We start from the raw sequence: 23,557 nt of genomic DNA on the forward strand, positions 1-23,557 counted from the left end.
CGATGAGGCGGGCCAGGCGCAGCAAGCGCGCTTTGCGACGACAATCCCGGCCAACGCCCGCACCTCGGTCTATGAGTCCAGCCTCATGGCCGCACTCAATGCCCATCTGGGCGACATCAAATCCTGGCTCAAAGTCGACTGACATGTTTCATCCATTCCTTTGGCGCGCCACCGGCGCGGCGTTGTGCCTGGGGGCACTCTCTTTCACCGTGTCCGCCCAGACCACCGCGGCCGGTGCGGCCAAGGCGCCGGTGAGTGCACCGCCCAAGCCGGTGGCTCCGGCGCCAGCCGCTCCCGCAGCCAGTGCCGCCAGCGAATCCGTTCGGGTGTTGGTGCTGCCCGCCGGCGAGACGATCCTCGCCAGCCCGGTTCCGGGCCGCATTGCACAGCTGCATGCCGGCCTGGGCGTTCCGTTCAAGCAGGGTTCGGTGCTGGTGTCCATGGACTGCGACGAGCCACGGGCCCGTCTGGCCATGTCCAATGCCGATCAGGCCGCGGCCACCGACCAGTACGAAGCGAAGCTGCGCATGCAGGGCCTGGAGCAGGCCAGCGATGTGGAGGTGGCGCTGGCCGCCAGCGCCGTGGCCAAGGCCAAGGCGCAGGTGAGCCTGTACCAGTTCCAGATCTCGCAGTGCTCCATCCGAGCACCCTGGGACGGCCGCACCGCCAAGCTGCACGTGCGCAGCCACATGACCGTGTCGGCGGGGCAGCCCCTGCTGGATCTGGTGCGCAGCGGCCTGTTGCTGATGAAGCTCAACGTGCCATCCCGCTGGATTTCGACCATGAAAATGGGCCATGTGTTTGACGTGACCATCGACGAAACCGGTCAGACCTACCAGGCCAAGGTGCACCGCATCAACGGCCGGGTCGATCCTGTGAGCCAGACCATCGAGCTGGAAGCGTCCATGATCAAGTCACACCCGGATCTCCTGCCCGGCATGAGCGGGGTCGCGAAATTTGCCGGCATGCGTTGAGTCCGTGACATGACCGATCCATCGGATCTGGGCGTCCTGCTTCAGATCGAAGCCCGGGCCCTTGAAGCCCACACCCTTCCCGCGTTGCGCTTCACCATCGTCAACGAGACCCATGCGCTGACGCCTTACCGGCAGGCAGCGATGTTCGAGCTGGAGGGTGCGCGGTTCCGGCTCACCGCGGCCTCGGGTCTGGTGAGCGTGGCCAACGATTCACCGTTTGCGGTATGGTTGAGCCAGTTCGCACAGCGCTTCCCCCGCGACGGCGCGGTGCACCGCCTGGATTTCGCCGACGCGTCGCCCGCCGACGCTGAAGGGTGGGGCGAGTGGTTGCCCGAGCACCTGCTGCTCGTGCCGCTGCGCGACCGGCAGGGCGCTCTGCAGGCGATGGTGGTGTACGCCGCTGAGCAGCCGTGGGAAGACGCTTCACTCGACCTGCTGGCCCGCCTGCACGCCACCTACGGCTATTGTTTTGCGGCCATGCGGCAGACCTCGCAAGGCCGTTGGGGCGGTGTGCGCGGCTTGTTCAAAAAACGCAACCGCTGGTTGATCGGCACGGCGCTGCTCTTGAGCCTGTTGATTCCCGTTCGCCTGTCGGTGCTGGCTCCGGCGGAGGTGATTGCGCTCAACGCGATGACCGTTTCGGCGCCGCAGGACGGCGTGGTGGGCTCTTTTGCGGTCGCGCCCAATGCGCGGGTGAAGGCCGGCGATATCCTCTTTTCGCTGGACGACTCGGCCCTGTTGAACCGGCTGGCGGTCGCGCGCAAATCGCTGGAGGTGGCCCAGGCCGACGCTCACATCGCGCAGCAGCGGGCTTTTGACGACCTCAAGAGCAAGGCCGACGTGGCCGTGGCGCTGGGCCGGGTGCGGGAGAAAGAGGCCGAGCTGGTGGCGGTCGAAACCCAGGCGCAGCGTGTGGAGGTTCGCGCCGAACGCGACGGCATCGCCATCTTTGCCGACACCAACGACTGGCTGGGGCGTCCGGTCATGACTGGCGAGCGGGTCATGCAGCTCGCCCAGCCCGAAGACGGCGGCATCCAGGTCTGGCTGGCGGTGGCCGATGCCATCAACCTGGAGCTGGACGCGCCGGTGCGGCTGTTCCTGCACACCGAGCCGCTGAGCCCGCGCACCGGGCGCCTGATCGAAGCGAGTTACCAGTCGTCGCTGAGCCCCGAAGGCGTGGCCTCTTACAAGTTGCGGGCCCGGTTTGAGGAGGGCAGCGAGCTGCCCCGCATCGGTCTGCGCGGCACGGCCCGCATCTCGGGCGAGTGGGTGCTGCTGGGTTACTACCTGTTCCGGCGTCCGATCGCACACCTGCGGGAGTGGAGCGGGCTGTGAGCGACGGCACCTCGGTCGATGTGACAGGGGCCATTCGCCTGAAGGCACCGCCTCGCAAAGCGCCGCCCCGCAAGGTGCCGCTGCCCCCGATCCGCGACGAGCTGATCCTGTTTGCCGCCGCGCCCAACGAAGACGGCACGCCCGCCTGGATGATCCAGGACCCGGTGACCAACCGGTTTTACCGGATCGGCTGGATCGATTTTGAGTTGCTGGTCCACTGGGCCGACAACGACGTGGCGTCGCTGGTGCGCTCGGTCAACGAGCAAACGCCACTCAACGTCACGGTGGACGACGTCCGCCAGCTGAGCAAGTTCCTCGCCGACAACCAGCTGCTTCGCCTCAGCACCCCGGCCGACGTGGCCAAGGCCTTGGCCCGCGCTCAGGGCATGAAGCGCTCGTTCTTCGAGTGGCTGCTGCACAACTACCTGTTTTTCCGTTTGCCGCTGGTGCGGCCCCAGCGCTGGCTGGCGGCGCTGCAGCCCTGGCTGGCCCGCATCCACATGCCGCTGGTGGCGGGCGTGATCGGCCTGATCACCCTGGTGGGGATGTACCTGGTGTCGCGCCAGTGGGACGTGTTCACCCACACCCTGGTCGACAACATGACCCTGACCGGGATGATGGGCTACGCCGCCGCCATGCTGTTTGCCAAGACGCTGCACGAGCTGGGTCACGCCCTGGTGGCCACACGTTACGGCGTGCGGGTGGCTCACATGGGGGTGGCCTTCCTGGTGCTGCTGCCCATGCTCTACACCGACACGGGCGAAAGCTGGCGCCTGAAAGATTCGCGGCAGCGCCTGGCGATTGCCGCCGCGGGCATCTCGGTGGAGCTGGCCCTGGCGGGCATCGCCACGCTGGTCTGGACGCTGGCGCCCGATGGCGCGTTCCGCAACGGTATGTTTTTCCTGGCCACGACGAGCTGGGTGCTGACGCTGGCGATCAACGCCAGCCCGTTCATGCGTTTTGATGGCTATTTCATCGCCAGTGATCTGATGGACCTGCCCAACCTGCACGAGCGGTCCAGCGCCCTGGCCCGCACCTGGATGCGGCGCAGCTTGCTGGGTTTCGATGAAAAGTGGCCAGAGGATTTCCCCCTGCCCAAGCGGCGGGCGCTGATCGGTTTTGCGCTGTTCACCTGGCTGTACCGGCTCACCGTGTTCATCGGCATCGCCCTGCTGGTGTATTACTTCTTCTTCAAATTGCTCGGTATCCTGTTGATGGCGCTGGAGCTGGTGTGGTTCATCGGAAAGCCGGTCATGAAAGAACTTGAGGTCTGGAAGAAGCGGCGCGCCGAAATCAGCACGCCGCGGCGCTGGTGGCTGGCCGGCATCGCGCTGCTGGCGGTGGGCGTGCTGGTGTTTCCATTCAGCAGCAGGGTGTCGGGTTATGGCTGGTTCCACGCCCAGAACCAACAGTTGATTCACGCGCCCTTTGCGGCACAGATCGTGTCGGTGCCCACGCAGCGCCAGTTCAAGACCGGCGAGGTGCTGTTCGTGTTGGAGTCGTCCATGCTCAGCATCGCCCAGGACAAGTCGCGTCAGATGGCCCAGGCCAGGGGCAGCCAGATCGCGGGTCTGCTCGGTTTGCCCGATGGCGAAGCGCAGCGCCAGACGCTCAATTCGCAGAAAGCCTATTTCGAGGCCGAAGAGAAGATGAGCGTGGACGAGCAGGCGCGCCTCACGCTCCGCGCGCCCTTCGACGGCGAGCTGCACGATGTGGACCACGGGCTGGCGCCCGGCGTCTGGGTCAAGCCGCGCGAGCCCCTGGCCATCCTGGTGGATCGCAAAGCCTGGGTGATCGAGGCCTATATTGCCGAGGCCGACCTGGACCGCGTGGTGGTGGGGCAGGCGGTGCGGGCGCGGTTGTTGTCCGATCCCATGGCCTGGACCGGCGGTCACATCGAGGCGATCGACGTGTCTCGAACGCTCGCGCTGCCCAGTCCCATGCTCGACGCCTCCAATGGCGGTCCCATCGCCACGGTGACCGAAGCGGCCCGTGAAGGCAAGGAGCGCAGCCAGGTCGTGCGCGACGCCTTGTTTCGGGTGCGCATCGCATTGGACGAACCGCTGCCCACAAACCAGGTGTCCACCGTGAGGGTGAGCATCGAGGGCAAGACCGAATCGATCGCGTCGAGCGCTTTGCGGAAGATGGCGTCTGTCTTCATCCGCGAAAGCGGGTTCTAGAAGCCCCCACGCTCCGCCGCTGCGCGGGTCGCTGTTCCCATACCCACATCCCTGTCGTTTTCCCGTGCGATCATTGAGCGCATGAGCATTCTGCGTGTCGCGACGTACAACATCCACAAGGGCGTCCAGGGTCTGGGTCTGGCGCGCCGGCTGGAGATTCACAACCTGGTCCACGCGGTGGAGCAGTTCGACGCCGACATCGTCTGCCTGCAGGAGGTGCGCCGGCACCACCGCAAGCTGGAAAAATACTTCACCCGCTGGCCCGATCTGGACCAGGCCGGTTATCTGTCGCCAGAGGGCTACGAGTCGGTCTACCGCACCAATGCGGTGACGCGCCACGGCGAGCACGGCAACGCCCTGCTGTCGCGCTGGCCGGTGCTGGACACGCGCCATTCCGACGTGTCCGACCACCGTTTCGAGCAGCGCGGACTCCTGCACGTGCAACTGCTGGTCGAGGGGAAAGAGGTGCACGTGGTGGTGGTCCATTTCGGACTGATCCACGCCAGCCGCGAGCGTCAGGTGGAGCGGCTGGGCCGTTACATCGGGACCGAGGTGCCGCCCGGCGCGCCGCTCATCGTGGCGGGTGATTTCAACGATTGGGGCGCTCAGTTGCTCAAGCCCATGGCGGCGCTGGACCTGCGCACCTTCGATGGCATCCGCCTGCCCACCTACCCGTCTCGCCTGCCGCTGCTGCACATGGACCGCATCTACGTGCGCGGGCTCCGTCCCGTCAACGCACACGTGCCGCACGGGCGCGCCTGGACGCGCATGTCCGACCACCTGCCCCTGATCGCCGAGCTGGAGCTGTGACACCCGACCACGATGACGCCGACCCGCCGGTGCGCCCCGGGCCAGCCGTCGCGCGTCCGGGTCACCAGCTCCTGCTGCTGGAAGGGGGCGCGGCGTTGTTTCCTGCGCTGGTGGAGGCGATGGACGCCGCGCGCCGGGTGGTCCACCTGGAGACCTACATCTTCGAATTCGCCGGTTCGGCGCTCAGCGTGGCCGAGGCGCTGGAGCGAGCGGCACGGCGTGGCGTGCTGGTGCGGCTGGTGGTCGATGGCGTCGGCACGCCGAGGGTGCCGCTGGAGTGGCAGCAGCGCTTTGCGCAAGCGGGTGTGCGCTGGCGGGTCTATGCGCCCCTGGGGCGCCTGGGCCTCCTGTTTCCGAGCCGCTGGCGTCGCCTGCATCGAAAGCTCTGCGTGGTGGACGGTACCGTGGGTTTCTGCGGTGGCATCAACCTCATCGACGACCAGGACGACGGGGCGCTGGGCCGCCTCAACGTGCCGCGGCTGGATTTCTCGCTGCGCGTGGCGGGGCCCTTGGTGGACGACATGGTGGAGACCATGGAGCAGCTCTGGTGGCGCCTGCAGGCGGTGCGCAGAGCCCGGCAGCGGGAGTTCAAGGCGGCCTGGGACGCGTTGCGCGAAACCTTGCCCATGGGTGACTTTTCTCGTCAACTCAAGAAAATCGAGGACTTCAGCGCGGGCGCCACCGATGTGAGCCCCGATGCTGAGAGCGACGGGGCGGCCGGGCCGTTGGGCGTGAACGACGCGCGCGCCGCGCTGCTGCTGCGCGACAACGTCAGCCACCGTCACGACATCGAGCGTGCCTACCTGAAGGCGCTGGGCTTGGCCCGGCAAGACATCGTGATCGCCAACGCCTACTTTGTTCCCGGCCGCCGCCTGCGCCGCGCGCTCACCATGGCGAGCTCGCGTGGCGTGCGCGTGCGCCTGCTGCTGCAGGGGCGGTACGAAAACTTCTTCCAGTACCGCGCCGCCCGGCCGGTGTATCAGGAGCTGCTGAACGCTGGCATCGACATCCGCGAGTACGCGCCCAGCGCCTTGCACGCCAAGGTGGCGGTGGTGGACCGCGCCTGGGCGACGGTGGGTTCGACCAACCTCGACCCGCTCTCGATGCTGCTGGCGCGCGAGGCCAACGTGATGACCACCGACCGGCGCTTCGCCGAGCTGCTGCACCAGCGGCTTGATGCGCTGGTCGAGCAGGCCGGACAAAAACTCGACGCCGCCTCGCTGGGGCGGCGCCCCTGGTACCAACGGGCGTTGGACCGGTTTGCGTTCGGGGTCATGCGGATGCTGCTGTTCGTGACCGGGCACAGGTATTAGGAGGCACCCCCGCCGCACTGCGCGCGACCCCCTCCAGGGGGCAACGCTGGCGGCCCGGCGAAGCCGGTTCCGCGGCGTTCTGGGTGGGGGCACTTCGCGCCCCCAAAACCCCAAGTATTGGGCGCTTTGAGGGCCGGTGTTAGCATGCCTGATGCTCATGAAAACCGAACCTGACATGACCCCTGCCACCCCTTCAGACGATGACGAGGGCGTGCCCGTTTCCGTCAAGATCCGCGAGCGCGTCAAGGCCTCTCGCCAGCGTTTCCACTCCAACGACAACATCGCCGAGTTCATCCAGCCCGGTGAGCTGGACCAGTTGCTGGAGGAGGTCACGGTCAAGATGCAGGGCGTGCTCGACAGCATGGTGATCGACACCGAGAACGACCACAACACCGGCGACACCGCGCGCCGCGTGGCCAAGATGTACCTGAAAGAGGTGTTCAACGGCCGCTATGTCAAGGGTCCGGCTGTCACCGAGTTTCCCAACGCCGAGCACCTCAACGAGCTGATGATCGTCGGCCCGATCACCGTGCGCAGCGCCTGCAGCCACCACTTCTGCCCGGTCATCGGAAAGATATGGATCGGCGTCATGCCCAACGAGCACACCAACGTGATCGGCCTGTCCAAATACGCGCGCCTGGCCGAGTGGATCATGGGCCGCCCGCAGATCCAGGAAGAGGCCGTGGTGCAGCTGGCCGACCTGATCCAGGAAAAGACCCAACCCGACGGTCTGGCCATCGTCATGGAGGCCAGCCACTACTGCATGGCCTGGCGCGGCGTGAAGGACATGGACAGCAAGATGATCAACTCCGTCATGCGCGGCGTGTTCCTCAAAGACCCCAACCTGCGCCGCGAATTCCTCTCCCTCATCCCCCGCAAATCCTGAAGAACACACCATGCTGGTACGTCTGCTTTATGTCAGCCGCGCGATCGACAAGGACTGCGCCAAGACCATCGAATCGGTGCTCGAAACCTCCCGCGCCCACAACATGGGCAACGGCATCACCGGCGTGCTCTGCTACGGTGGTGGCATCTTCCTGCAGGCCATCGAGGGCGGTCGCAGCGCGGTCAATACGCTCTACAACCACATCGCCGCCGACCAGCGCCACACCGACGTCGTCTTGCTGCACTACGAGGAGATCAGCGAGCGCCGTTTTGGTGGCTGGACCATGGGTCAGGTCAACCTCTCCAAGCTCAACACCTCCATCGTGCTCAAGTACTCCGAGCGCCCCGAGTTCGATCCCTACGGTGTCTCGGGCAAGGTCTCGCTGGCGCTGCTGGAGGAGCTGATGGCCACCGCCTCGATCATCGGTCGGGCTTGAGGTTTTTTCCCCCGCAGCCGCAGTGAGCTCTTGCCGGGCACTGCGGCTTTTTCTTGGCAGTTCCCCACGTGTCACCCACCGCTTTTGCCCTCATTGTCCTGGCCGGCCTGATCCACGCCGGCTGGAACATCGTCGCCAAGAAGGCCGGTGGCGACGCGCGCTTCGCCTTCTTCACCGCCTTCATCATGATGGGCCTGTGGGCGCCGCTGGGCTGGTGGCTGGGGCGCGGCGTTGTCTCGACCTGGGGCCGGGTCGAGTGGACGCTGGTGATGGCCTCCGGCGTGCTGCACGTCTTCTACTACGTGACCCTGCTGCGCGGCTACCGCAAGGCCGACCTGACCGTGGTCTACCCGCTGGCGCGCGGCTCGGCGCCGTTGCTGTCGTCGCTGGTGGCCATCGTGTTTCTCGGTGAGCAGATCTCGGCGCTGGGCGTGGCCGGTATCGCGGGCGTGGTGGGCGGGGTGTTCCTGATCGCTGGCGGCCCTGGCCTGCTGCGCGCGGCGCGCGATCCGGCCGCGCGGCGGCGGGTCCACAAAGGCATGTTCTACGGCGTGCTCACCGGTGCCTTCATCGCCGCCTATACGGTGGTCGACGGCTACGCGGTGCGATGGGTGCTGATGTCGCCCATCCTCGTGGACTACATGGGCAACTTCGTGCGCGTGGTCTTGCTCGCCCCCTCGGTGCTGCGCGACCGCGCCACCGCCTGGCAGCTGTGGCAACGCCAGTGGCGCCAGGCCCTGATGGTGGCGGCGGTCAGCCCCGTTGCCTATGTGCTGGTGCTGTACGCGATGCAGGAGGCGCCGCTGTCTCACGTGGCGCCTGCGCGCGAGGTGTCGATGCTGTTCGCTGCGCTGCTGGGAGGGCATTTGCTGGGTGAGGGCGAACGCGGCTCGCGCGTGCTCGGTGCCCTGTGCATCGCCGGCGGTGTGGTGGCCCTGGGCCTGGGTTGAGTGCGATGACCCTCACACACGCCACCTTGCTGGGCTGTGACTTCACCAGCGCACCGTCGCGCCGCAAGCCCGTCACGCTCGCCGTCGGCCACCACGACCGGGGCCGCGTGGTGCTCGACGCAGTGGAAACCTTCGAGACGCTGGACAGCTGGCAGGCGCGACTGACGCAGGCCACCGACGGCGGCTGGGTCGGTGGCTTTGACCTGCCCTTCGGCCTGCCGCGCGAGCTGGTGCAGGCGCTCGACTGGCCCACCGACTGGCTGCCCTGCATGCACCATTACGCCAGCCTCTCGCGAGAGCAGATCCGCGGCAGCTTCGCGGCGTTCTGCGACGCGCGGCCGGTCGGCGCCAAATTCGCCCACCGTGCCACCGACGGCCCGGCGGGCTCCAGCCCGAGCATGAAGTGGGTCAACCCGCCGGTGGCCTTCATGCTGCACGCGGGCGTGCCCCGCTTGATCGCGTCGGGAGCGACCCTGCCCGGCCTGCACGACGGCGACCCCGGTCGGGTTGCCCTCGAGGCCTATCCGGGCCTGCTGGCGCGCAGCGTGCTGGGCCACACCAGCTACAAGAGCGACGACAAGGCCAAGCAGACGCCTGAGCGTCTCATCGCCCGCAAGACCTTGGTCAACGCGCTGGAAAATGGGCAGGCGCCGCTGCTGCAGGCGGTCGGGTTGCGCCTCAAGCTCAGCCACGCGCAGCGCGATGCATTGGCCGACGACGCCAGCGGCGACCGCCTCGATGCCGTGCTCTGCCTGCTGCAGGCGGCCTGGGCGCAGCGGCAACACGAGGCGGGCCATCCCAGCCACGGCTTGCCTGAATTCGACCCGCTCGAAGGCTGGATCGTCAGCGCTTGAACGCGAACACCCCCCGCGCCGCTTCGCGTCACCCCCCTCCAGGGGGCGGCACTGGCCGTCTGGTGGAGCAGCCCGGCGGTGCCCTGGGCGGCATCGTTTCATGCGCAGTGGCCTCGCTGAGCCCAGGCTGTTCAGCGCCGCAACGGGTATCCTTGCAGCCCATGAAACCGACCGAACTCCCCGCTTTGCCCGCCGACCTGCGCTTCGCTTTCGTTGAAGCCTCATGGCACGCCGACATCGTCCACCAGGCGCGTGACGCCTTCTTTGCCCGCATGGCTGAAGGCGGCGTCGGCCCCGAGCGCATTGATGTGTTCGATGTGCCCGGTGCGTTCGAAATTCCCTTGCATGCCCAGCGTCTGGCGCGCTCGGGTCGCTACGCTGCCATCGTCGGCAGCGCGCTGGTGGTGGACGACGGCATCTACCGTTTCGACTTCCTCTCTCAGACCGTGCTGCAGGCGCTGATGGACGTGCAGCTCGACACCGGTGTGCCCCTGATCTCGGCCGTGCTCACGCCCCATCATTTCCACGAACACGCCGAGCACCGCAAGTACTTCCAGCGCCACTTTGCGGTGAAGGGCACCGAGGCCGCCGAGGCCTGTCTACAGACCGTGGCCGGGCTGCAGCGGCTCGGTGCGATGTTGTCTTCGTGACGGGCGGCGACATGACGACAAAGTCTCTGTGTGTTCTGGGTCTGGGTCTGCTGGCCCCAGCGGCGTGGGCCGCCGACATCTGCGAACCACTGCGCGAGCAGATCGAGGTTCAGATCGCCGCCACCGGCACCACGGGCTTCGCGGTGATCGTCGTCGATGCCGACGCGGAAGTGGCGGGCAAGGTGGTCGGCACCTGCGCCATGGGTGCGCGCAAGCTGGTTTATGTGCGGGCGGGCGGGACCCCTATGGGCGCCAAGATGGTCCGACCCGTGGCGGCACCGCCGGTCGCGCGCGGCAAGGACGCCGACATGATCACCGAGTGCCGCGACGGCACGGTGGTGCGCGGCAACGCGAACTGCAAGCCGTAAACCGTAACCCACCCCCGCCGCGCTTCGCGCGACCCCCTCCAAGGGGGCGGCACTGGCCGTCCGGCGAAGCCGGCCCGGCGGTGCCCTGGGCGGCCGCGGATTAACCCAGCTCTTTGAACGACTGCAGCGCCGACAGCGGCGCGAACTGCCCGGCGCGTTTCTCTTTCATGGCCATGATCGACTCGCGCACGTGCGCGTTGCTCCAGATCGCGCCTTGCAGCCAGCCCATCTGGCGCAGGCTGTCTTCCACCGAGTGGTCGCGCGCGTAGGTCACGGCCTGCTTGGTGCCCCACATCGCAATCGGCGGTTTGGCCGCAATCTCTTTCGCGCATTGAAGCGCGGCGGCCAGCATGGCCTCCGCCGTGTCGAACACCTCGTTCACCAGCCCATAGGCAAGCGCGCGCTGGGCCGGCAGGCGTCGGCCGGTGTAGGCCATCTCTTTCACCACCGCGAACGGGATCAGCTTCGGTAACCGCTGTAGCGTGCCCACGTCGGCCACCATGCCGATGTTGATTTCCTGAATGCAGAAAAACGCGTCGGCCGTGGCGTAGCGGATGCAGGCGGCGGTGACCATGTCCACCGCGCCGCCGATGCAGCCGCCCTGGATGGCGCAGATCACCGGGCAACGCAGGTTCTCGATCTTGGTGAAGGTGGCCTGCATGTCGCTCAGCAGGTCGAAGATGGCGGCGCGGCCTTCGGGGCTCTGGTCGTCCATGGCGATGGCGCCGCTGAAGGTTTCGAGCGCCATGCCAGCGCTGAAGTGCTTGCCGGTGCTGCTGATCACCAGCGCGCGCGCCGTGCCTTCGGTGTGCAGTTGCGTCAGCACCTCGTCCAGCTCGCGCCAGAAGGTCGGGTGCATGGTGTTCATCGCCTCGGGTCGGTTGAGCACCAGGTGGGCGACGTGGTCTTCAGTCGAGCTCAGGGAAAAGCAGGTCGGTGTGTTCATCGGTGGCCTTGTCTCTCAGGGTGCGGGTGGGGTGGCTTTCACTGTAGCCCGAGGTCTCGTCGCTCTCTGTCCCGGGCTTGACGAGCTTGCCCACGCGCACCCCCAGCAGGCGGATGCGCCGGCCCAGGTCCACGCGCTTGAGGCACAGGCCCGCCTGGCGGCGGATGGTGGCGGCGTCGTCGGTGAAATGGTCAATGGTCACGTCGCGCGTCACGCTCTGGAAGTTGTCGTAACGCAGCTTGATGCCGATGGTCTTGCCCGCGTAGCCTTTGCGCTGCAGGTCGTCGGCCACCTGCTCGCACAGCCGCGTGAACACCGCGCCCAGCTCGGTGCGGTCGCGCACCGCGTGCAGGTCGCGCTCGAAGGTGGTCTCGCGGCTCATGCTCACCGGTTCGCTCTCGGTCACCACCGGGCGCGCATCGCGGCCCCAGCTCACTTCGTGCAGCCAGTGGCCATAGCTCTTGCCGAAGGTCTCGATCAGCCAGCGGGGATCGCGCGCCGCCAGGTCGCCGATGGTGTGGATGCCGTGGCCTTGCAGCTTTTCATCGGCCTTGGGGCCCACGCCGTTGACCTTGCGGCAAGGCAGGGGCCAGATCTTCGCTTCCAGGTCGTCGGGCCAGACGATGCTGATGCCGTTGGGCTTGTTGAATTCGCTCGCCATCTTGGCGATCAGCTTGTTGGGCGCCACGCCGATGGAGCAGGTGATGCCGGTGGCCTGGAAGATGCTCTTCTGAATCAGCCGCGCCAACACGCGACCGCCCTCGCGCTGGCCGCCGGGCACGTGGGTGAAGTCGATGTAGACCTCGTCCACGCCGCGGTCTTCCATCACCGGTGCGATCTCCAGGATGGTGCTTTTGAACAGGCGCGAGATGCGGCGCACCTCGTCAAAGTCCACCGGCAGCAGAATCGCCTGCGGGCAGAGCTTGGCCGCTTTCATCAGCCCCATGGCCGAGCCCACGCCGAACTGGCGCGCGGGGTAGGTGGCGGTGGTGATGACGCCGCGCCCGGTGTAGCTGGCGAGGCGGGGGAAAAAGTCGAGCGGGACGCGTGAAAGGTCGCCGTCGGACCAGTCGCGCTCCGGGTAGGCTTCGCGCAGGCGGGCGAGCACGTCGTCTTCGCGTCGCCGTCCGCCGCCAATCACCACCGGCAGGCCCTTGAGCTGGGGGTAGCGCAGCAACTCCACCGACGCGAAAAACGCGTCCATGTCCAGGTGCGCGATGCGGCGGGGCAGGGGAGCGGGTGGGGTGGCGGGAGCGGACACGGTGGCCCGAGCATATCGCCGCCCGGCAGCATGCGCGGCGTCGCGCGCGAAAGAGGTTCAGTCCCTCAAATCGCCTTGTGCACCAGCGCACCCTTGAACAGCCAGGGCAGGCGAGGGCCCTGGGTTTCCGGTACGCCGCCTTTGGCCTCCACGCTGATCGCCAGCTGGCCAATGCCCGCCAGCGAGGCTTCTTTGGCAGGCAGTTGCAGGGTCTTGTATTTGCTCTCGATCACACCCAGCGAACGCGGTGGCTTGTCGCCATCGAGCGCCCAGAGCTGCATGCTGTCTTCGCGGCCTTCTTTCACCTCGTTGAGGCGCTCCAGCTGCAGCAAGCCGGTCTGCGGGTCCATGGTCACGAGCATGGCCGGCTGTTGCTGATCGTCGAGCAGCACCGCAAGGTGGCGGATCTGCGGCACCGTGGCGACCTTGGCCTGCAAGTGGCGGATCTGTGCCTTGAGCTGTTCGGTCATGCTGGCGCTCGCGGCCCAACCGATGAGCAGAACCAGCATCAGGAAGATGGCCAGTGCCCGCCACCAAGGTGAGACGCGGCGTTTGCCTGGAGCGGGGCTGGTCGCGGGGGGATTTTCAGTGTGCGAATCGTTCATGCTCGAAGTATGCCTCCCCGATGTTCAGGACTTGCCCCTAAGCTTGAGTGGGGTCTGACGTTGCCCGTACACTGCGGCGCTTCGGAAAGGCCACCGAATGCCGATTCTCCCGGTGTTCGGTGCTATAGAACCGCTAGTAACCACCGAACGAATCTCAACATGCAGGCCAACGAAATGGCCATCTGGTCTGCCATGGCGGGTGTCCTGCTGACGCTGGCCGTGGTGGCGACGATGGATGTGGCTTCACGGCCCACACTGCCGGCCGCGCGCTTGTGGCTGAGCATGGTGCTCACCGGCGGAGCCTGCATCCTGATGTCCGGTCTGCCCGAGGCCCTTTGGGCGTCCTGGAACGAGATCGACTGGCTGCCGTTGAAGGCCACGCTGGGGCCGCTGTGCGGCGCGCTGGCGATGAGCTACCTCGGGCACTGGTCGGGCCTGCGCCGTGAAGACCAACTGGTGCGGCGCATGATGGGGCCGGGCGCGTCGGCGCTCATTGTCGGCACCTTCCTCCTGCTGGGCCTGGTGGTCGCGGGCGTGCCCGACGACACCGTGCTGTTGCTGACGGCGGCCATCAACAGCCTGGCGGTGCTGATGGGTGTGCTGATCGCGGTGCGCAGCGTGACGCTGGGCGACCAGCTGTCGCGGTGGATGGTGCTGGCCTGCCTCTGCCTGGCGCAGATGACGGCCGGCCTGTACGGCAAGGGACTGAGCCTGGACATGGGCAACGCCTACTGGGCACTGACCGCGTGCGCCACCGTCGGCTACTTCACCACCGTGATCGTGCTGGTGCGCATGCGCAACAGCCAACTGCGCCGACTGAGGCGCCAGGCCGCCGGACAGATGCCGTTGATGGACCCGCTGAACCTGCCCTGCGGTGCCCAGCTGGTGACCCGCGTCGAGGACGCGCTCTGGCGCAGCCAGCGCATGGGCCGCCCCTGCCTGGTGGTCGCGGTGTCGGTGTCCAACCTGTACGCCTACCGCGAGTCGCCGGTCCCGGACCCGGTGGGCGAAATCCTGGTGGCCCTTTCGGCGCGCATCCGCCAGTTGGTGGGCTTCCGGAACGTCGTGGGCCTGTACCACCAGCGCTGCTTCGTGCTGGCCATCTCGGCGGTGCAGGACGCGCAGCGCGCCGAGTTGGTGACTGAACGGGTGTTGCGTGAGCTGCGGATGTCGGTGAACGTCGGCCCCGACCCGCTCTCGCTGCCATTCCAGCCGGAGGTGGCGATCGGCGTGGTCGAGGTGCCGGCAGGGACTGAGGACGCCGCAGCGGTCCGGGTCATCAACCTAGCCGAGCAGCTGGCGCTGCGCGCGCAAGACGAACCCGAGCGGGCGCTGCGGCGCACCTGGGCGTTGCGCCCGGACACCCCGGTGGCGCTGGCTTCCTGGCTCGCAGAGACCCAGCCCGCCAGCCTTTGAGGCCGGGCCGGCGCCTGCCGCCGCTGCAAAAACCCTGCGGGGCATGACATCGTGCACATCCCGTCTGCGGCCGCCTGGTCGATACAGGGGGACAATTTCTCATGAGCTCCGTATTGCAAGACCCCGACAGCACCGACTGGCCCGACAGCGGCAGGTGGTCATCCCAGGACGTGGGGCGCCTGATCTACGCCAGCATCAGCTCGGTCGACGGCCCGGTGCTCGACGAGATGCGCAGCATCCGCGACCACGCGGTGGTGAACAACGCCGAGCACGGGCTGCGCGTGGTGCTCATGCACAAATGCGGCTGGTTCGTCGAATGGATCGAGGGGCCGCCGGCCGGCATCCAGGCCCTGGTCGAGCGGGTCACGCTTGACCCGCGTCACCGCAGCCTCAAGGTCGTGCACGAGAGCGTGGGCCGGCCCCGGCTCGTCAAGCCCTGGATCGGCTCCATCGCCCAGACCACCGAAAGCACCGGCGAGTTTGCCCGGCGCGTGATGGCGCTGCACGACCGCCACGTTCGCGGCAAAGGCTACGAGCCGGCCAGCGTGTGGCGCAGCCTGTGTTCACCGCTGCCGGGACATGTCGAGGTGGCGGCCGCGCGCGAGGGCACCTACCAGCGCGTGATGATGATGTCGGCGCGCCAGACGGGGGTCTTTGACCTGCTGCACTGGCTGGCCAACGAATCCGATCGCACGGTGGTGCACCGCCGCTTTGCGGGCAGCGCGAAAGACGCGCTCGACGTGGAAAGCGACTACCTCGATCTGCCCGACCAGGGGCCGAGGGGCCGCCGCCTGATCGCCAACGCCCGCAAGGGCCTGGCCATGGGCATGACCCACGCCTTTTTGCCCGACTACGCCGCGGTGGTCTTGTTGATGCAGCCGGACCCCGAGGTGAACCAGCGCATGCTGGAGCGACTGCTGCTCGCCTGCCAGCAAATCAACCACCAGCCGGCCATGATCGGTCTGGGGGCCAACGCGTGGTTCACGCCAGAGCTCCAGTTCGCCACCGAAGCCCGTGGCCAGCGCTGGATCGAAGCGCGCACCGGCGGTGCCGCGGTGCCCAGCCACTGGCGGCTCTGGAACACCCTGAAGGCCGTGCTTGATCAACTCGGTTGAAGATCAGTTACCCGTCGGGAAGGTGCCAGGCAGCAGGATGCTGCGGTCCACGGTCTGGATGTTGGTGTGGCCGCAGAAGGCCATGGTCACGTCCAGTTCCTTGTGGATGATCTGCAGCGCTTTCAACACGCCAGCTTCGCCCATCGCGCCCAGGCCGTAGACCATGGCGCGGCCGATCATGGTGCCGCGCGCGCCGAGCGCCCAGGCCTTCAAGACGTCTTGTCCGCTGCGGATGCCGCCGTCCATCCACACCTCGATCTGGTCGCCCACCGCCGCGACGATGGCGGGCAGCGCTTCGATGCTGCTGGGCGCGCCGTCGAGCTGGCGACCGCCGTGGTTGCTCACCACGATGGCGTCGGCGCCACTGGCCACGGCCAGCTTCGCGTCTTCCACATCCATGATGCCCTTCAAGATCAGCTTGCCGCCCCACTGCTGCTTCACCCAGGCCACGTCGGCCCAGTTCAGCGTCGGGTCGAACTGTTCGTTGGTCCAGGCCGCCAGCGAGCTCATGTCGCTCACGCCCTTCACATGGCCCACCAGGTTGCGGAAGGTGTGGCGGCGCGTGCCCATCATGCCCAGCACCCAGCGCGGTTTGGTCGCGATGTTGAGCACGTTGCCCAGCGACGGGATCACCGACGCGCGCATCTTGTTTTTCAAATCCTTGTGGCGCTGACCGATCACCTGCAGGTCGAGTGTGAGCACCAGCGCGCTGCACTTCGCCACCTTGCAGCGCTCGATCATGCGGGCCATGGCCTCGCGGTCGCGCATCATGTAAAGCTGAAACCAGAACGGCGCCGTGGTGTGTTCGGCCACGTCTTCGATCGAGCAGATGCTCATGGTCGAGAGCGTGAACGGAATGCCGAAGGTTTCGCAGGCCTTGGCCGCCTTGATCTCGCCGTCGGCGCTCTGCATGCCCGTCAGCCCCACGGGCGCAATGCACACCGGCATCTTCACGGCCTGCCCCACCATCTGGGTCGCGGTGGTCCGGTTCTCCATGTTGACCGCCACGCGCTGGCGCAGCTTGATCTTCTGGAAATCGTCGCTGTTGGCGCGGTAGGTACTCTCGGTCCACGAGCCGGAGTCGGCGTAGTCGTAGAACATGCGCGGCACGCGTTTTTTGGCCAGCACGCGCAGGTCTTCGATGGTGGTGATCACAGGCATGGGCTTGTCTCCGGGGGTGTTGTGGGGTGAGCTGCGGTCGATGGTAGCCAGACGGTCTGGAAAAGGCTTGTGAAAGCGTGACGATGAGGATTGAAATTTTTGATGAGGCCTCACGCTGCACGCGGATGCAGCTCGCGCAGGCAGTCCAGGAACGCGTGCGTCATGCGCAGCGCCTCGGGCGAGCGCCGCACGATGGCGCTGTAGCCGCAGGTGTAGCGCAGCAGCGCCGGGTTGATGGCGCGCAGGCGGCCGTCGGCCACAAAGCCCTGCGCGTAGTGCTCGGGCAGAAAACCCAGGTAGTGGTCCGACAGGATGAGCAGCGCCACGCCCTCCTGGTCGGACGCGGTGGCCGCGCGCTGCAACCGCCGTTGGTGGGTCAGCTCCATGTTCTGCGAGTGGTAGCCCAGCGCGGCCAGGGGCTGCTGGCGCAGCGCGCGCCAGTCGGCCCGGGCCGGGGGCGTGGCGAACCAGGGGTGGCCCGCGCCCGCGTAGAGCAGCATGTTTTCGTCGAACAGCGGCCTGTAGTCCAGGCTGTCCGAGCGCCGGTGCTCGGGCACGATGCCGAGCTGGAACTGGCCGTCCATCACGCCGCGTTCGATCACCGCGATGCCGTTCACATGCAGGTGCAGCTGGACCTGCGGCGCGCGTTCGCGCAGCAGCGCCAGCGCCTGCGGAATGTGGGCGGCCGGGTTGCTGGCGGTTTTTTCGAACACCGCCACGTGCAGATCGCCGCCCAGGCGCTGGTGGATGTCGTGCAGGCTGCCGCGAAAACCCTCGGTGGCGGCCAGCAGGCGCTGGGTGGCCTCGTAGAGCTGCTGGCCCTCGGGCGTGAGCGCAAAACCGGCGCGTCCGCGCCGGCACAGCACCAGGCCCACGCGGGTTTCCAGGTCCTTGACGTGGCGGCTGATGGTGGACATGGCGATGTTGAGCTCCAGCTCGGCCGAAGCCATGCCGCCGCAGTCCACCACCGCCTTGAACACCCGCAGCAGGCGGATGTCCACGTCGCCCAGCTGGCCGAGAACGGCCCGGTGTTTCACTTGCATGTTTTGTAAAGTCAATGTGGATAGGTTGTCATTTATACGAGTAAACCGCGCGCCCCAGAATGCGCTTTCCCCACAAGCCGAGGAACACCCCATGGACCTGACCGACAGCCAGCACCTGCAGAACACACCCCGCACCGACGCCGCCTGGCTGGCGGCGCACTGGATGCCCTACACCGGCAACCGCGAATTCCAGGCCAACCCCCGGCTCATCACCGGCGCCCAGGGGGCCTACTACACCAGCCACGACGGACGCCAGATCTTCGACGGCCTCTCCGGTCTGTGGTGCACCGGCCTGGGCCATGCGCGCAAGGAAATTGTTGACGCCGTGAGCCGCCAGGTGGCCACGCTCGACTACTCACCCGCCTTCCAGTTCGGCCACCCGCTGGCGTTCGAGCTGGCCAACAGGATCGTGGAGCGCATGCCCACAGGCCTCAACCGCGTGTTCTTCACTGGCTCGGGTTCGGAGTCCGCCGACACGGCGCTGAAGATGGCGCGCGCCTACTGGCGCACCAAGGGCCAGGCGAGCAAGACGCGGCTGATTGGCCGCGTCAAGGGCTACCACGGCGTGAACTTCGGCGGCATCTCGGTCGGCGGCATCGCGGCCAACCGCAAGCTGTTCGGTCAGGGCGTGGAGGCCGACCACCTGCCCCACACCCAGCCGCCGAACGGCAGCTTCTACCGTGGCATGCCGCCTGAAGCCGGGCCCCACGGCGCCGCGCTGGCCGACGAGCTGCTGGGGCTGATCGCGCTGCATGATGCTTCGAACATCGCGGCCGTCATCGTCGAACCCTTCTCGGGCTCAGCCGGCGTGGTGATCCCGCCCGTGGGCTACCTGCGGCGCCTGCGCGAGATCTGCACGGCGAACAACATCCTGCTGATCTTTGACGAAGTCATCACCGGCTTTGGCCGCACCGGCAGCTGGACCGGGTCGGAAGCCTTCGGCGTCACGCCCGACATCATCAACATCGCCAAGCAAGTCACCAATGGCGCGCAACCCATGGGCGCGGTGATCGTGCGGCAAGACATCTGCGACACCTTCATGGCCGCCGGCGGCCCCGAATACATGCTGGAGTTCCCGCACGGCTACACCTACTCGGCCCACCCGGTGGCCTGTGCCGCCGGCATTGCCTCGCTCGACCTGCTGGAGAGCGACAACGCCCTGCAGCGCGTGCGCGAACTCTCGCCGCATTTTGAGAACGCGGTGCATGGCCTGCAGGGCGCGAAACACGTGGCCGACGTGCGCAACTTCGGCCTCGCCGCAGGCATCACCATCGCACCCCTGCCGGGCGAGCCGGCCCGTCGGCCCTACGAGATCGCCATGGCCATGTACCAGAAGGGCTTTTACGTGCGCTACGGCGGCGACACGATCCAGCTCGCGCCGCCCTTCATCAGCACGCCGGCGGAGATTGACCGCATGGTCAGTGCGCTGGGGGATACGCTGAACAAGACGCTTTAACCCCCCGCAGCGCTTCGCGCTACCCCCCAGGGGGCAACCCGATGCGGCCCGGCAAAGCCGGTTCCGCCGGGTTCTCGGCTTGGGCTCAGCGCTCCGGCTGCACCGGTGCCAGCCCACTGGCCACCAGGTGCACGATCAGTTCTTCCGCGTTGTCAAAATCGCGCGTGGTCAGCGCCGGCTTGCCCAGCAGCAGGGCGAACTGCGCCTGCTGCTCTGCGTAGGCTTGCGTGACCGACCAGATGATGAACATCAGGTGCGTGAAGTTCACGCGCGCGATGCGGCCTTCGCGGGCCCAGCGCTCGAAGGTGCGCACCTCCTTGCGCAGCAGCGGCCCCACGCGCGCCGCAATGGCTTCGCCGTACCTTGGTGCACCGGCGATCACCTCTTTGGTGAACACCTTGACCCCATTGGGGCGTTCGCGCGAAAAGCGCAGCTTCAGGCGCACGTAGGCGCGCAGCGCGAGCATGGGGTCGTCCCCGTGTGACAGCTCGTCCATGCCGGCCAGCCACTGGTCGAGCACGTCGTCGAGCACGCGCCGGTACAGCGCTTCTTTGCTGACGAAGTAATACAGCAGGTTGTGCCGGCTGATGCCGGCGGCGGCACCGATGTTTTCGAGGGACGCGCCCTCAAAACCGAACTGGGCGAACTGGTTTTCGGCCTCCTGCAGGATGGCCGCTTCCTTGCGCAGGCGCGAGGCCGTCGGGGCCTTTGTAAGCGGTGTATCGGGCCCGGGTGGAGTGGGTGTTTTTGCCATCGCACCATTGTGGCGCAAGCCCTGCGCCGTTTTTCTGGCATGGCGTTTGCTATAGGGATTTCACCAATTGGTAAAAGTTTACCAATTGGTAAATTGCGGCACCGCTGTGGTTGTGCGCAGGGTCAGGGTGCCACGGAGCACACCGCCCGACGCATGCCGTTTGTTGTTGCCAGAACCTGCCCACAAGGAAACCCGATGGACACCCCCACGAGCCGCGCCTGCGGCGTCCACGCCGCCCGCCTCAATCTGGCGGACTACGCCAACAACTTCAGCGACGCGCACCCGCCGCTGACCCGCCCCCAGGCGCTGATCGAAGCCGAGCGCTGCTACTACTGCCACGACGCGCCCTGCGCCACGGCCTGCCCCACGGGCATCGATATCCCATCTTTCATCCACCGCATTGCGCAAGACAACAACCGCGGCGCGGCGCGTGCGATTCTCGAAGCCAACCCGCTGGGTGGCATGTGCGCCCGCGTCTGCCCCACCGAGGTGCTGTGCGAACAGGCCTGCGTGCGCAACACCAACGAAGACAAGCCGGTGGAGATCGGCTTCTTGCAGCGCTACGCCACCGACGCCTTCTTTGCCAAGCCAGGTGCGCCCTTGTTCCAGCGAGCAGCGCCCACGGGCAGGCGCGTGGCGGTGGTGGGCGCGGGGCCAGCGGGGCTGGCCTGCGCGCATGGTCTGGCACTGCGTGGCCACGACGTGGTGCTGTTCGAGTCGCGGCCCAAGCTCGGCGGCCTCAACGAATACGGCCTGGCCAGCTACAAGACCACCGACAACTTCGCGCAGAAGGAAGTGGAGTGGTTGCTGTCCATCGGCGGCATCGAGGTGCGCACGGCACAGCGGCTCGGACGCGACATCACGCTCGACGGCCTGCTGGGTGGCTTCGACGCCGTGTTCCTGGGCCTGGGCCTGCAGGGTGTGAACGCGCTGGGCGTGGCCGAACCCACCGCCACTGGCTTGCGCAATGCCGTCGACTTCATCGCCGAGCTGCGCCAGAGCGCTGACCTGTCCACGCTCCCAGTGGGTCGCCGTGTGGTGGTGATCGGCGGCGGCATGACGGCGGTGGACGCGGCCGTGCAGTCGCGCAAGCTGGGGGCTGAAGAAGTCACCATCGTCTACCGCCGTGGCGCTGACGCCATGTCGGCATCGCGCGTGGAGCAGCAATGGGCGCAAACCCATGGCGTGACGATCCGCCACTGGGCCGCGCCGCAGGAACTGCTGTGCGAGGGTGGTGCCGTCAAGGGCATGCGCTTCGCCGCCAGCGCGCTGCGCGACGGCCAACTGGTGGAAACCGGCGAGACCTTCACGCTGGAAGCCGACATGGTGCTCAAGGCCATCGGCCAGACCTATGTGGCCGAGCCCGCCGGCAAGGCGATCGCGCTGCAGGGCGGACGCATAGCCACCGATGAAGCAGGTCGCACCAGCCTGGCGCGCGTGTGGGCCGGCGGCGACTGCCGAGCGGGCGGGCGCGACCTCACGGTCGAAGCCGTGGAGCACGGCAAGCTGGCCGCGCTCTCCATCCATGAAGCGCTGAGCGTGCCCGTGGCGCTGGTGGCTTGACGGTCACCACTACCCACGAACGCCAACGCACTCACCGCATTTCACCGGAGCACCCCATGGCCGACATCCGCAGCAATTTCCTGGGCATCCACAGCCCCAATCCCTTCTGGCTCGCCTCCGCGCCGCCCACCGACAAAGAGATCAACGTCACACGCGCTTTCGAAGCGGGCTGGGGCGGCGTGGTGTGGAAGACGCTGGGCGAAGATCCGGCCGTCGTCAACGTGAACGGCCCGCGCTATGCCACGCTGATGTCGCAAGACCGCCGCGTGATCGGCCTGAACAACATCGAGCTCATCACTGACCGGCCGCTGCAGACCAACCTCGAGGAGATCAAACGCGTCAAGCGCAACTGGCCCGACCGCGCCATGATCGTCTCGCTCATGGTGCCTTGCGAGGAAGCGAGCTGGAAGCGCATCCTGCCCATGGTGGAAGACACAGGTGCCGACGGCATCGAGCTCAACTTCGGTTGTCCGCACGGCATGAGCGAGCGCGGCATGGGCGCGGCCGTGGGCCAGGTGCCCGAATACATCCAGATGGTCACCGCCTGGTGCAAACACTACAGCCGCCTGCCCGTGATCGTGAAGCTCACGCCCAACATCACCGACGTGCGCCAGCCCGCGCGCGCAGCCAAGGCCGGCGGGGCTGATGCGGTGTCGCTCATCAACACCATCAACTCCATCATGGGCGTGGACCTGAACCGCATGGTCATGAGCCCGAGCACCGATGGCTGGGGTTCACACGGTGGCTACTGTGGCCCGGCCGTGAAACCCATCGCGCTCAACATGGTGGCCGAAATCGCGCGCGATCCGCAGACCGCGGGCCTGCCCATCAGCGGCATTGGCGGCATCACCACCTGGCGCGACGCGGCCGAATACATCGCCCTGGGCTGCGGCACGGTGCAGGTGTGCACCGCCGCCATGGTCTACGGCTTCAAGATCGTGCAGGACATGTGCGATGGCCTCTCCAACTTCATGGACGAGCGCGGCTACAAAACGCTCGACGACTTCAAGGGCCAGGCCGTGCCCACGGTGAAAGACTGGAAGAACCTCAACCTCAACCACATCGACAAGGCCGTCATCAACCAGGACGCCTGCATCCAGTGCGGCCGCTGCCACGTGGTGTGCGAAGACACCTCGCACCAGGCCATCACCTTCAGCAAAGAAGGTGGTGTGCGCAAGTTCGAAGTGAATGATGCCGAGTGTGTGGGCTGCAACCTGTGCGTGTCGATCTGCCCGGTGCCTGAGTGCATCACCCTGCGCAGCCTCGCGCCCGGCGAGGTGGATGTGCGAACGGACAAAACGGTCACAGGTGAATACGCCAACTGGACCACCCACCCCAACAACCCGCAGCGCGTGAGCGCCGCGACCTGACGGCGCCGGTGCGGTTCTTGCGTGGACCGCCGCCTTTCGTGTTTTCTTTTCCCCGCATCTGCTGGCCCGGAACGCCGGCGCAGACCGCGGACTGTGTGTTACCCACGAGGT

At 67.0% G+C, this 23,557-nt stretch carries 22 protein-coding genes; 16 read left to right on the forward strand and 6 right to left on the reverse strand.

The features are described 5' to 3' along the window. Positions 1-143 precede the first annotated feature (143 nt). The 11 genes from B0E41_RS20265 to B0E41_RS20315 all read left to right on the forward strand — a co-directional run bounded on the left by B0E41_RS20265 (position 144) and on the right by B0E41_RS20315 (position 10,756). Positions 144-974 carry an efflux RND transporter periplasmic adaptor subunit gene (locus tag B0E41_RS20265; RefSeq protein ID WP_171984833.1) on the forward strand — a complete coding sequence of 277 codons (831 nt, stop codon included), beginning with the start codon at positions 144-146 and terminating at the stop codon, positions 972-974. Between the two features lie 9 nt (positions 975-983). Beyond that, positions 984-2,309 carry a biotin/lipoyl-binding protein gene (locus B0E41_RS20270; protein ID WP_143433928.1) on the forward strand — a complete coding sequence of 442 codons (1,326 nt, stop codon included), beginning with the start codon at positions 984-986 and terminating at the stop codon, positions 2,307-2,309. Then, positions 2,306-4,489: an HlyD family efflux transporter periplasmic adaptor subunit gene (locus B0E41_RS20275; RefSeq protein ID WP_253195050.1), complete on the forward strand. Its 2,184-nt coding sequence runs from the start codon at positions 2,306-2,308 to the stop codon at positions 4,487-4,489. The genes B0E41_RS20270 and B0E41_RS20275 overlap by 4 nt, the downstream gene beginning before the upstream one ends. 81 nt (positions 4,490-4,570) lie before the next feature. Then, the gene (locus tag B0E41_RS20280; RefSeq protein WP_077333824.1) at positions 4,571-5,299 is read left to right on the forward strand and encodes an endonuclease/exonuclease/phosphatase family protein; all 729 of its coding nucleotides are present in this window, start codon (positions 4,571-4,573) and stop codon (positions 5,297-5,299) included. Between the two features lie 29 nt (positions 5,300-5,328). Next, the gene (gene clsB / locus B0E41_RS20285; RefSeq protein ID WP_077333908.1) at positions 5,329-6,612 is read left to right on the forward strand and encodes a cardiolipin synthase ClsB; all 1,284 of its coding nucleotides are present in this window, start codon (positions 5,329-5,331) and stop codon (positions 6,610-6,612) included. Between the two features lie 151 nt (positions 6,613-6,763). Next, complete coding sequence (gene folE, locus B0E41_RS20290) at positions 6,764-7,498, forward strand: GTP cyclohydrolase I (protein WP_077333826.1); 735 nt, start codon at positions 6,764-6,766, stop codon at positions 7,496-7,498. Positions 7,499-7,508: 10 nt separating this feature from the next. After that, positions 7,509-7,934, forward strand: coding sequence for a BLUF domain-containing protein (locus B0E41_RS20295; RefSeq protein ID WP_077333828.1), 426 nt, complete (start codon positions 7,509-7,511; stop codon positions 7,932-7,934). Between the two features lie 68 nt (positions 7,935-8,002). Then, complete coding sequence (locus B0E41_RS20300) at positions 8,003-8,884, forward strand: EamA family transporter (RefSeq protein WP_077333830.1); 882 nt, start codon at positions 8,003-8,005, stop codon at positions 8,882-8,884. 5 nt (positions 8,885-8,889) lie between these two features. Further along, a complete protein-coding gene (locus tag B0E41_RS20305; RefSeq protein WP_077333832.1) occupies positions 8,890-9,738 on the forward strand; it encodes a DUF429 domain-containing protein in 849 nt (282 codons plus the stop codon). Positions 9,739-9,899: 161 nt separating this feature from the next. After that, entirely contained in the window at positions 9,900-10,388 is a 489-nt protein-coding gene (locus B0E41_RS20310; protein WP_077333834.1) for a 6,7-dimethyl-8-ribityllumazine synthase, read from the forward strand. Positions 10,389-10,399: 11 nt separating this feature from the next. Beyond that, the gene (locus B0E41_RS20315) at positions 10,400-10,756 is read left to right on the forward strand and encodes a DUF1161 domain-containing protein (protein ID WP_077333910.1); all 357 of its coding nucleotides are present in this window, start codon (positions 10,400-10,402) and stop codon (positions 10,754-10,756) included. Between the two features lie 100 nt (positions 10,757-10,856). Here B0E41_RS20315 and B0E41_RS20320 read toward each other — a convergent pair whose 3' ends face one another. The 3 genes from B0E41_RS20320 to B0E41_RS20330 all read right to left on the reverse strand — a co-directional run bounded on the left by B0E41_RS20320 (position 10,857) and on the right by B0E41_RS20330 (position 13,568). Next, on the reverse strand, positions 10,857-11,702 hold the full coding sequence (locus B0E41_RS20320; protein WP_077333836.1) for an enoyl-CoA hydratase-related protein: 846 nt from the start codon (positions 11,700-11,702) through the stop codon (positions 10,857-10,859). Next, positions 11,665-12,906: a DNA polymerase IV gene (locus B0E41_RS20325; protein ID WP_083747984.1), complete on the reverse strand. Its 1,242-nt coding sequence runs from the start codon at positions 12,904-12,906 to the stop codon at positions 11,665-11,667. Before B0E41_RS20325 ends, B0E41_RS20320 begins: the two co-directional genes overlap by 38 nt. A 122-nt stretch (positions 12,907-13,028) precedes the next feature. Then, a complete protein-coding gene (locus B0E41_RS20330; RefSeq protein WP_077333840.1) occupies positions 13,029-13,568 on the reverse strand; it encodes an anti-sigma factor in 540 nt (179 codons plus the stop codon). A gap of 159 nt (positions 13,569-13,727) precedes the next feature. Here B0E41_RS20330 and B0E41_RS20335 point away from each other — a divergent pair, with 159 nt between their 5' ends. Beyond that, entirely contained in the window at positions 13,728-14,984 is a 1,257-nt protein-coding gene (locus B0E41_RS20335; RefSeq protein ID WP_077333842.1) for a hypothetical protein, read from the forward strand. A gap of 101 nt (positions 14,985-15,085) precedes the next feature. Continuing rightward, positions 15,086-16,099 (forward strand): BLUF domain-containing protein, encoded by a 1,014-nt coding sequence (locus B0E41_RS20340; protein ID WP_077333844.1) that lies wholly within the window; start codon positions 15,086-15,088, stop codon positions 16,097-16,099. A 3-nt stretch (positions 16,100-16,102) separates the two neighbouring features. On the opposite strand, the gene B0E41_RS20345 is transcribed toward B0E41_RS20340, so the two are convergent. Continuing rightward, positions 16,103-17,260 carry an alpha-hydroxy acid oxidase gene (locus B0E41_RS20345; RefSeq protein WP_077333846.1) on the reverse strand — a complete coding sequence of 386 codons (1,158 nt, stop codon included), beginning with the start codon at positions 17,258-17,260 and terminating at the stop codon, positions 16,103-16,105. Between the two features lie 110 nt (positions 17,261-17,370). After that, on the reverse strand, positions 17,371-18,303 hold the full coding sequence (locus B0E41_RS20350; protein ID WP_077333848.1) for a LysR family transcriptional regulator: 933 nt from the start codon (positions 18,301-18,303) through the stop codon (positions 17,371-17,373). A gap of 91 nt (positions 18,304-18,394) precedes the next feature. On the opposite strand from B0E41_RS20350, the gene B0E41_RS20355 reads away from it, so the two are divergent. Beyond that, positions 18,395-19,759, forward strand: coding sequence for an aspartate aminotransferase family protein (locus tag B0E41_RS20355; protein ID WP_077333850.1), 1,365 nt, complete (start codon positions 18,395-18,397; stop codon positions 19,757-19,759). 85 nt (positions 19,760-19,844) lie between these two features. Here B0E41_RS20355 and B0E41_RS20360 read toward each other — a convergent pair whose 3' ends face one another. After that, a complete protein-coding gene (locus B0E41_RS20360) occupies positions 19,845-20,513 on the reverse strand; it encodes a TetR/AcrR family transcriptional regulator (protein WP_077333852.1) in 669 nt (222 codons plus the stop codon). A gap of 195 nt (positions 20,514-20,708) precedes the next feature. Between B0E41_RS20360 and B0E41_RS20365 the strand changes: the two genes are divergently transcribed. Together B0E41_RS20365 and preA are read left to right on the forward strand one after the other, a co-directional pair. Further along, entirely contained in the window at positions 20,709-22,076 is a 1,368-nt protein-coding gene (locus tag B0E41_RS20365; RefSeq protein ID WP_077333854.1) for an NAD(P)-dependent oxidoreductase, read from the forward strand. Positions 22,077-22,132: 56 nt separating this feature from the next. Then, positions 22,133-23,446: an NAD-dependent dihydropyrimidine dehydrogenase subunit PreA gene (preA, locus tag B0E41_RS20370; RefSeq protein WP_077333856.1), complete on the forward strand. Its 1,314-nt coding sequence runs from the start codon at positions 22,133-22,135 to the stop codon at positions 23,444-23,446. The last annotated feature ends 111 nt before the right edge of the window (positions 23,447-23,557 follow it).

Source organism: Hydrogenophaga sp. A37, from assembly GCF_002001205.1.
Taxonomy (GTDB): Bacteria; Pseudomonadota; Gammaproteobacteria; order Burkholderiales; family Burkholderiaceae_C; genus Hydrogenophaga.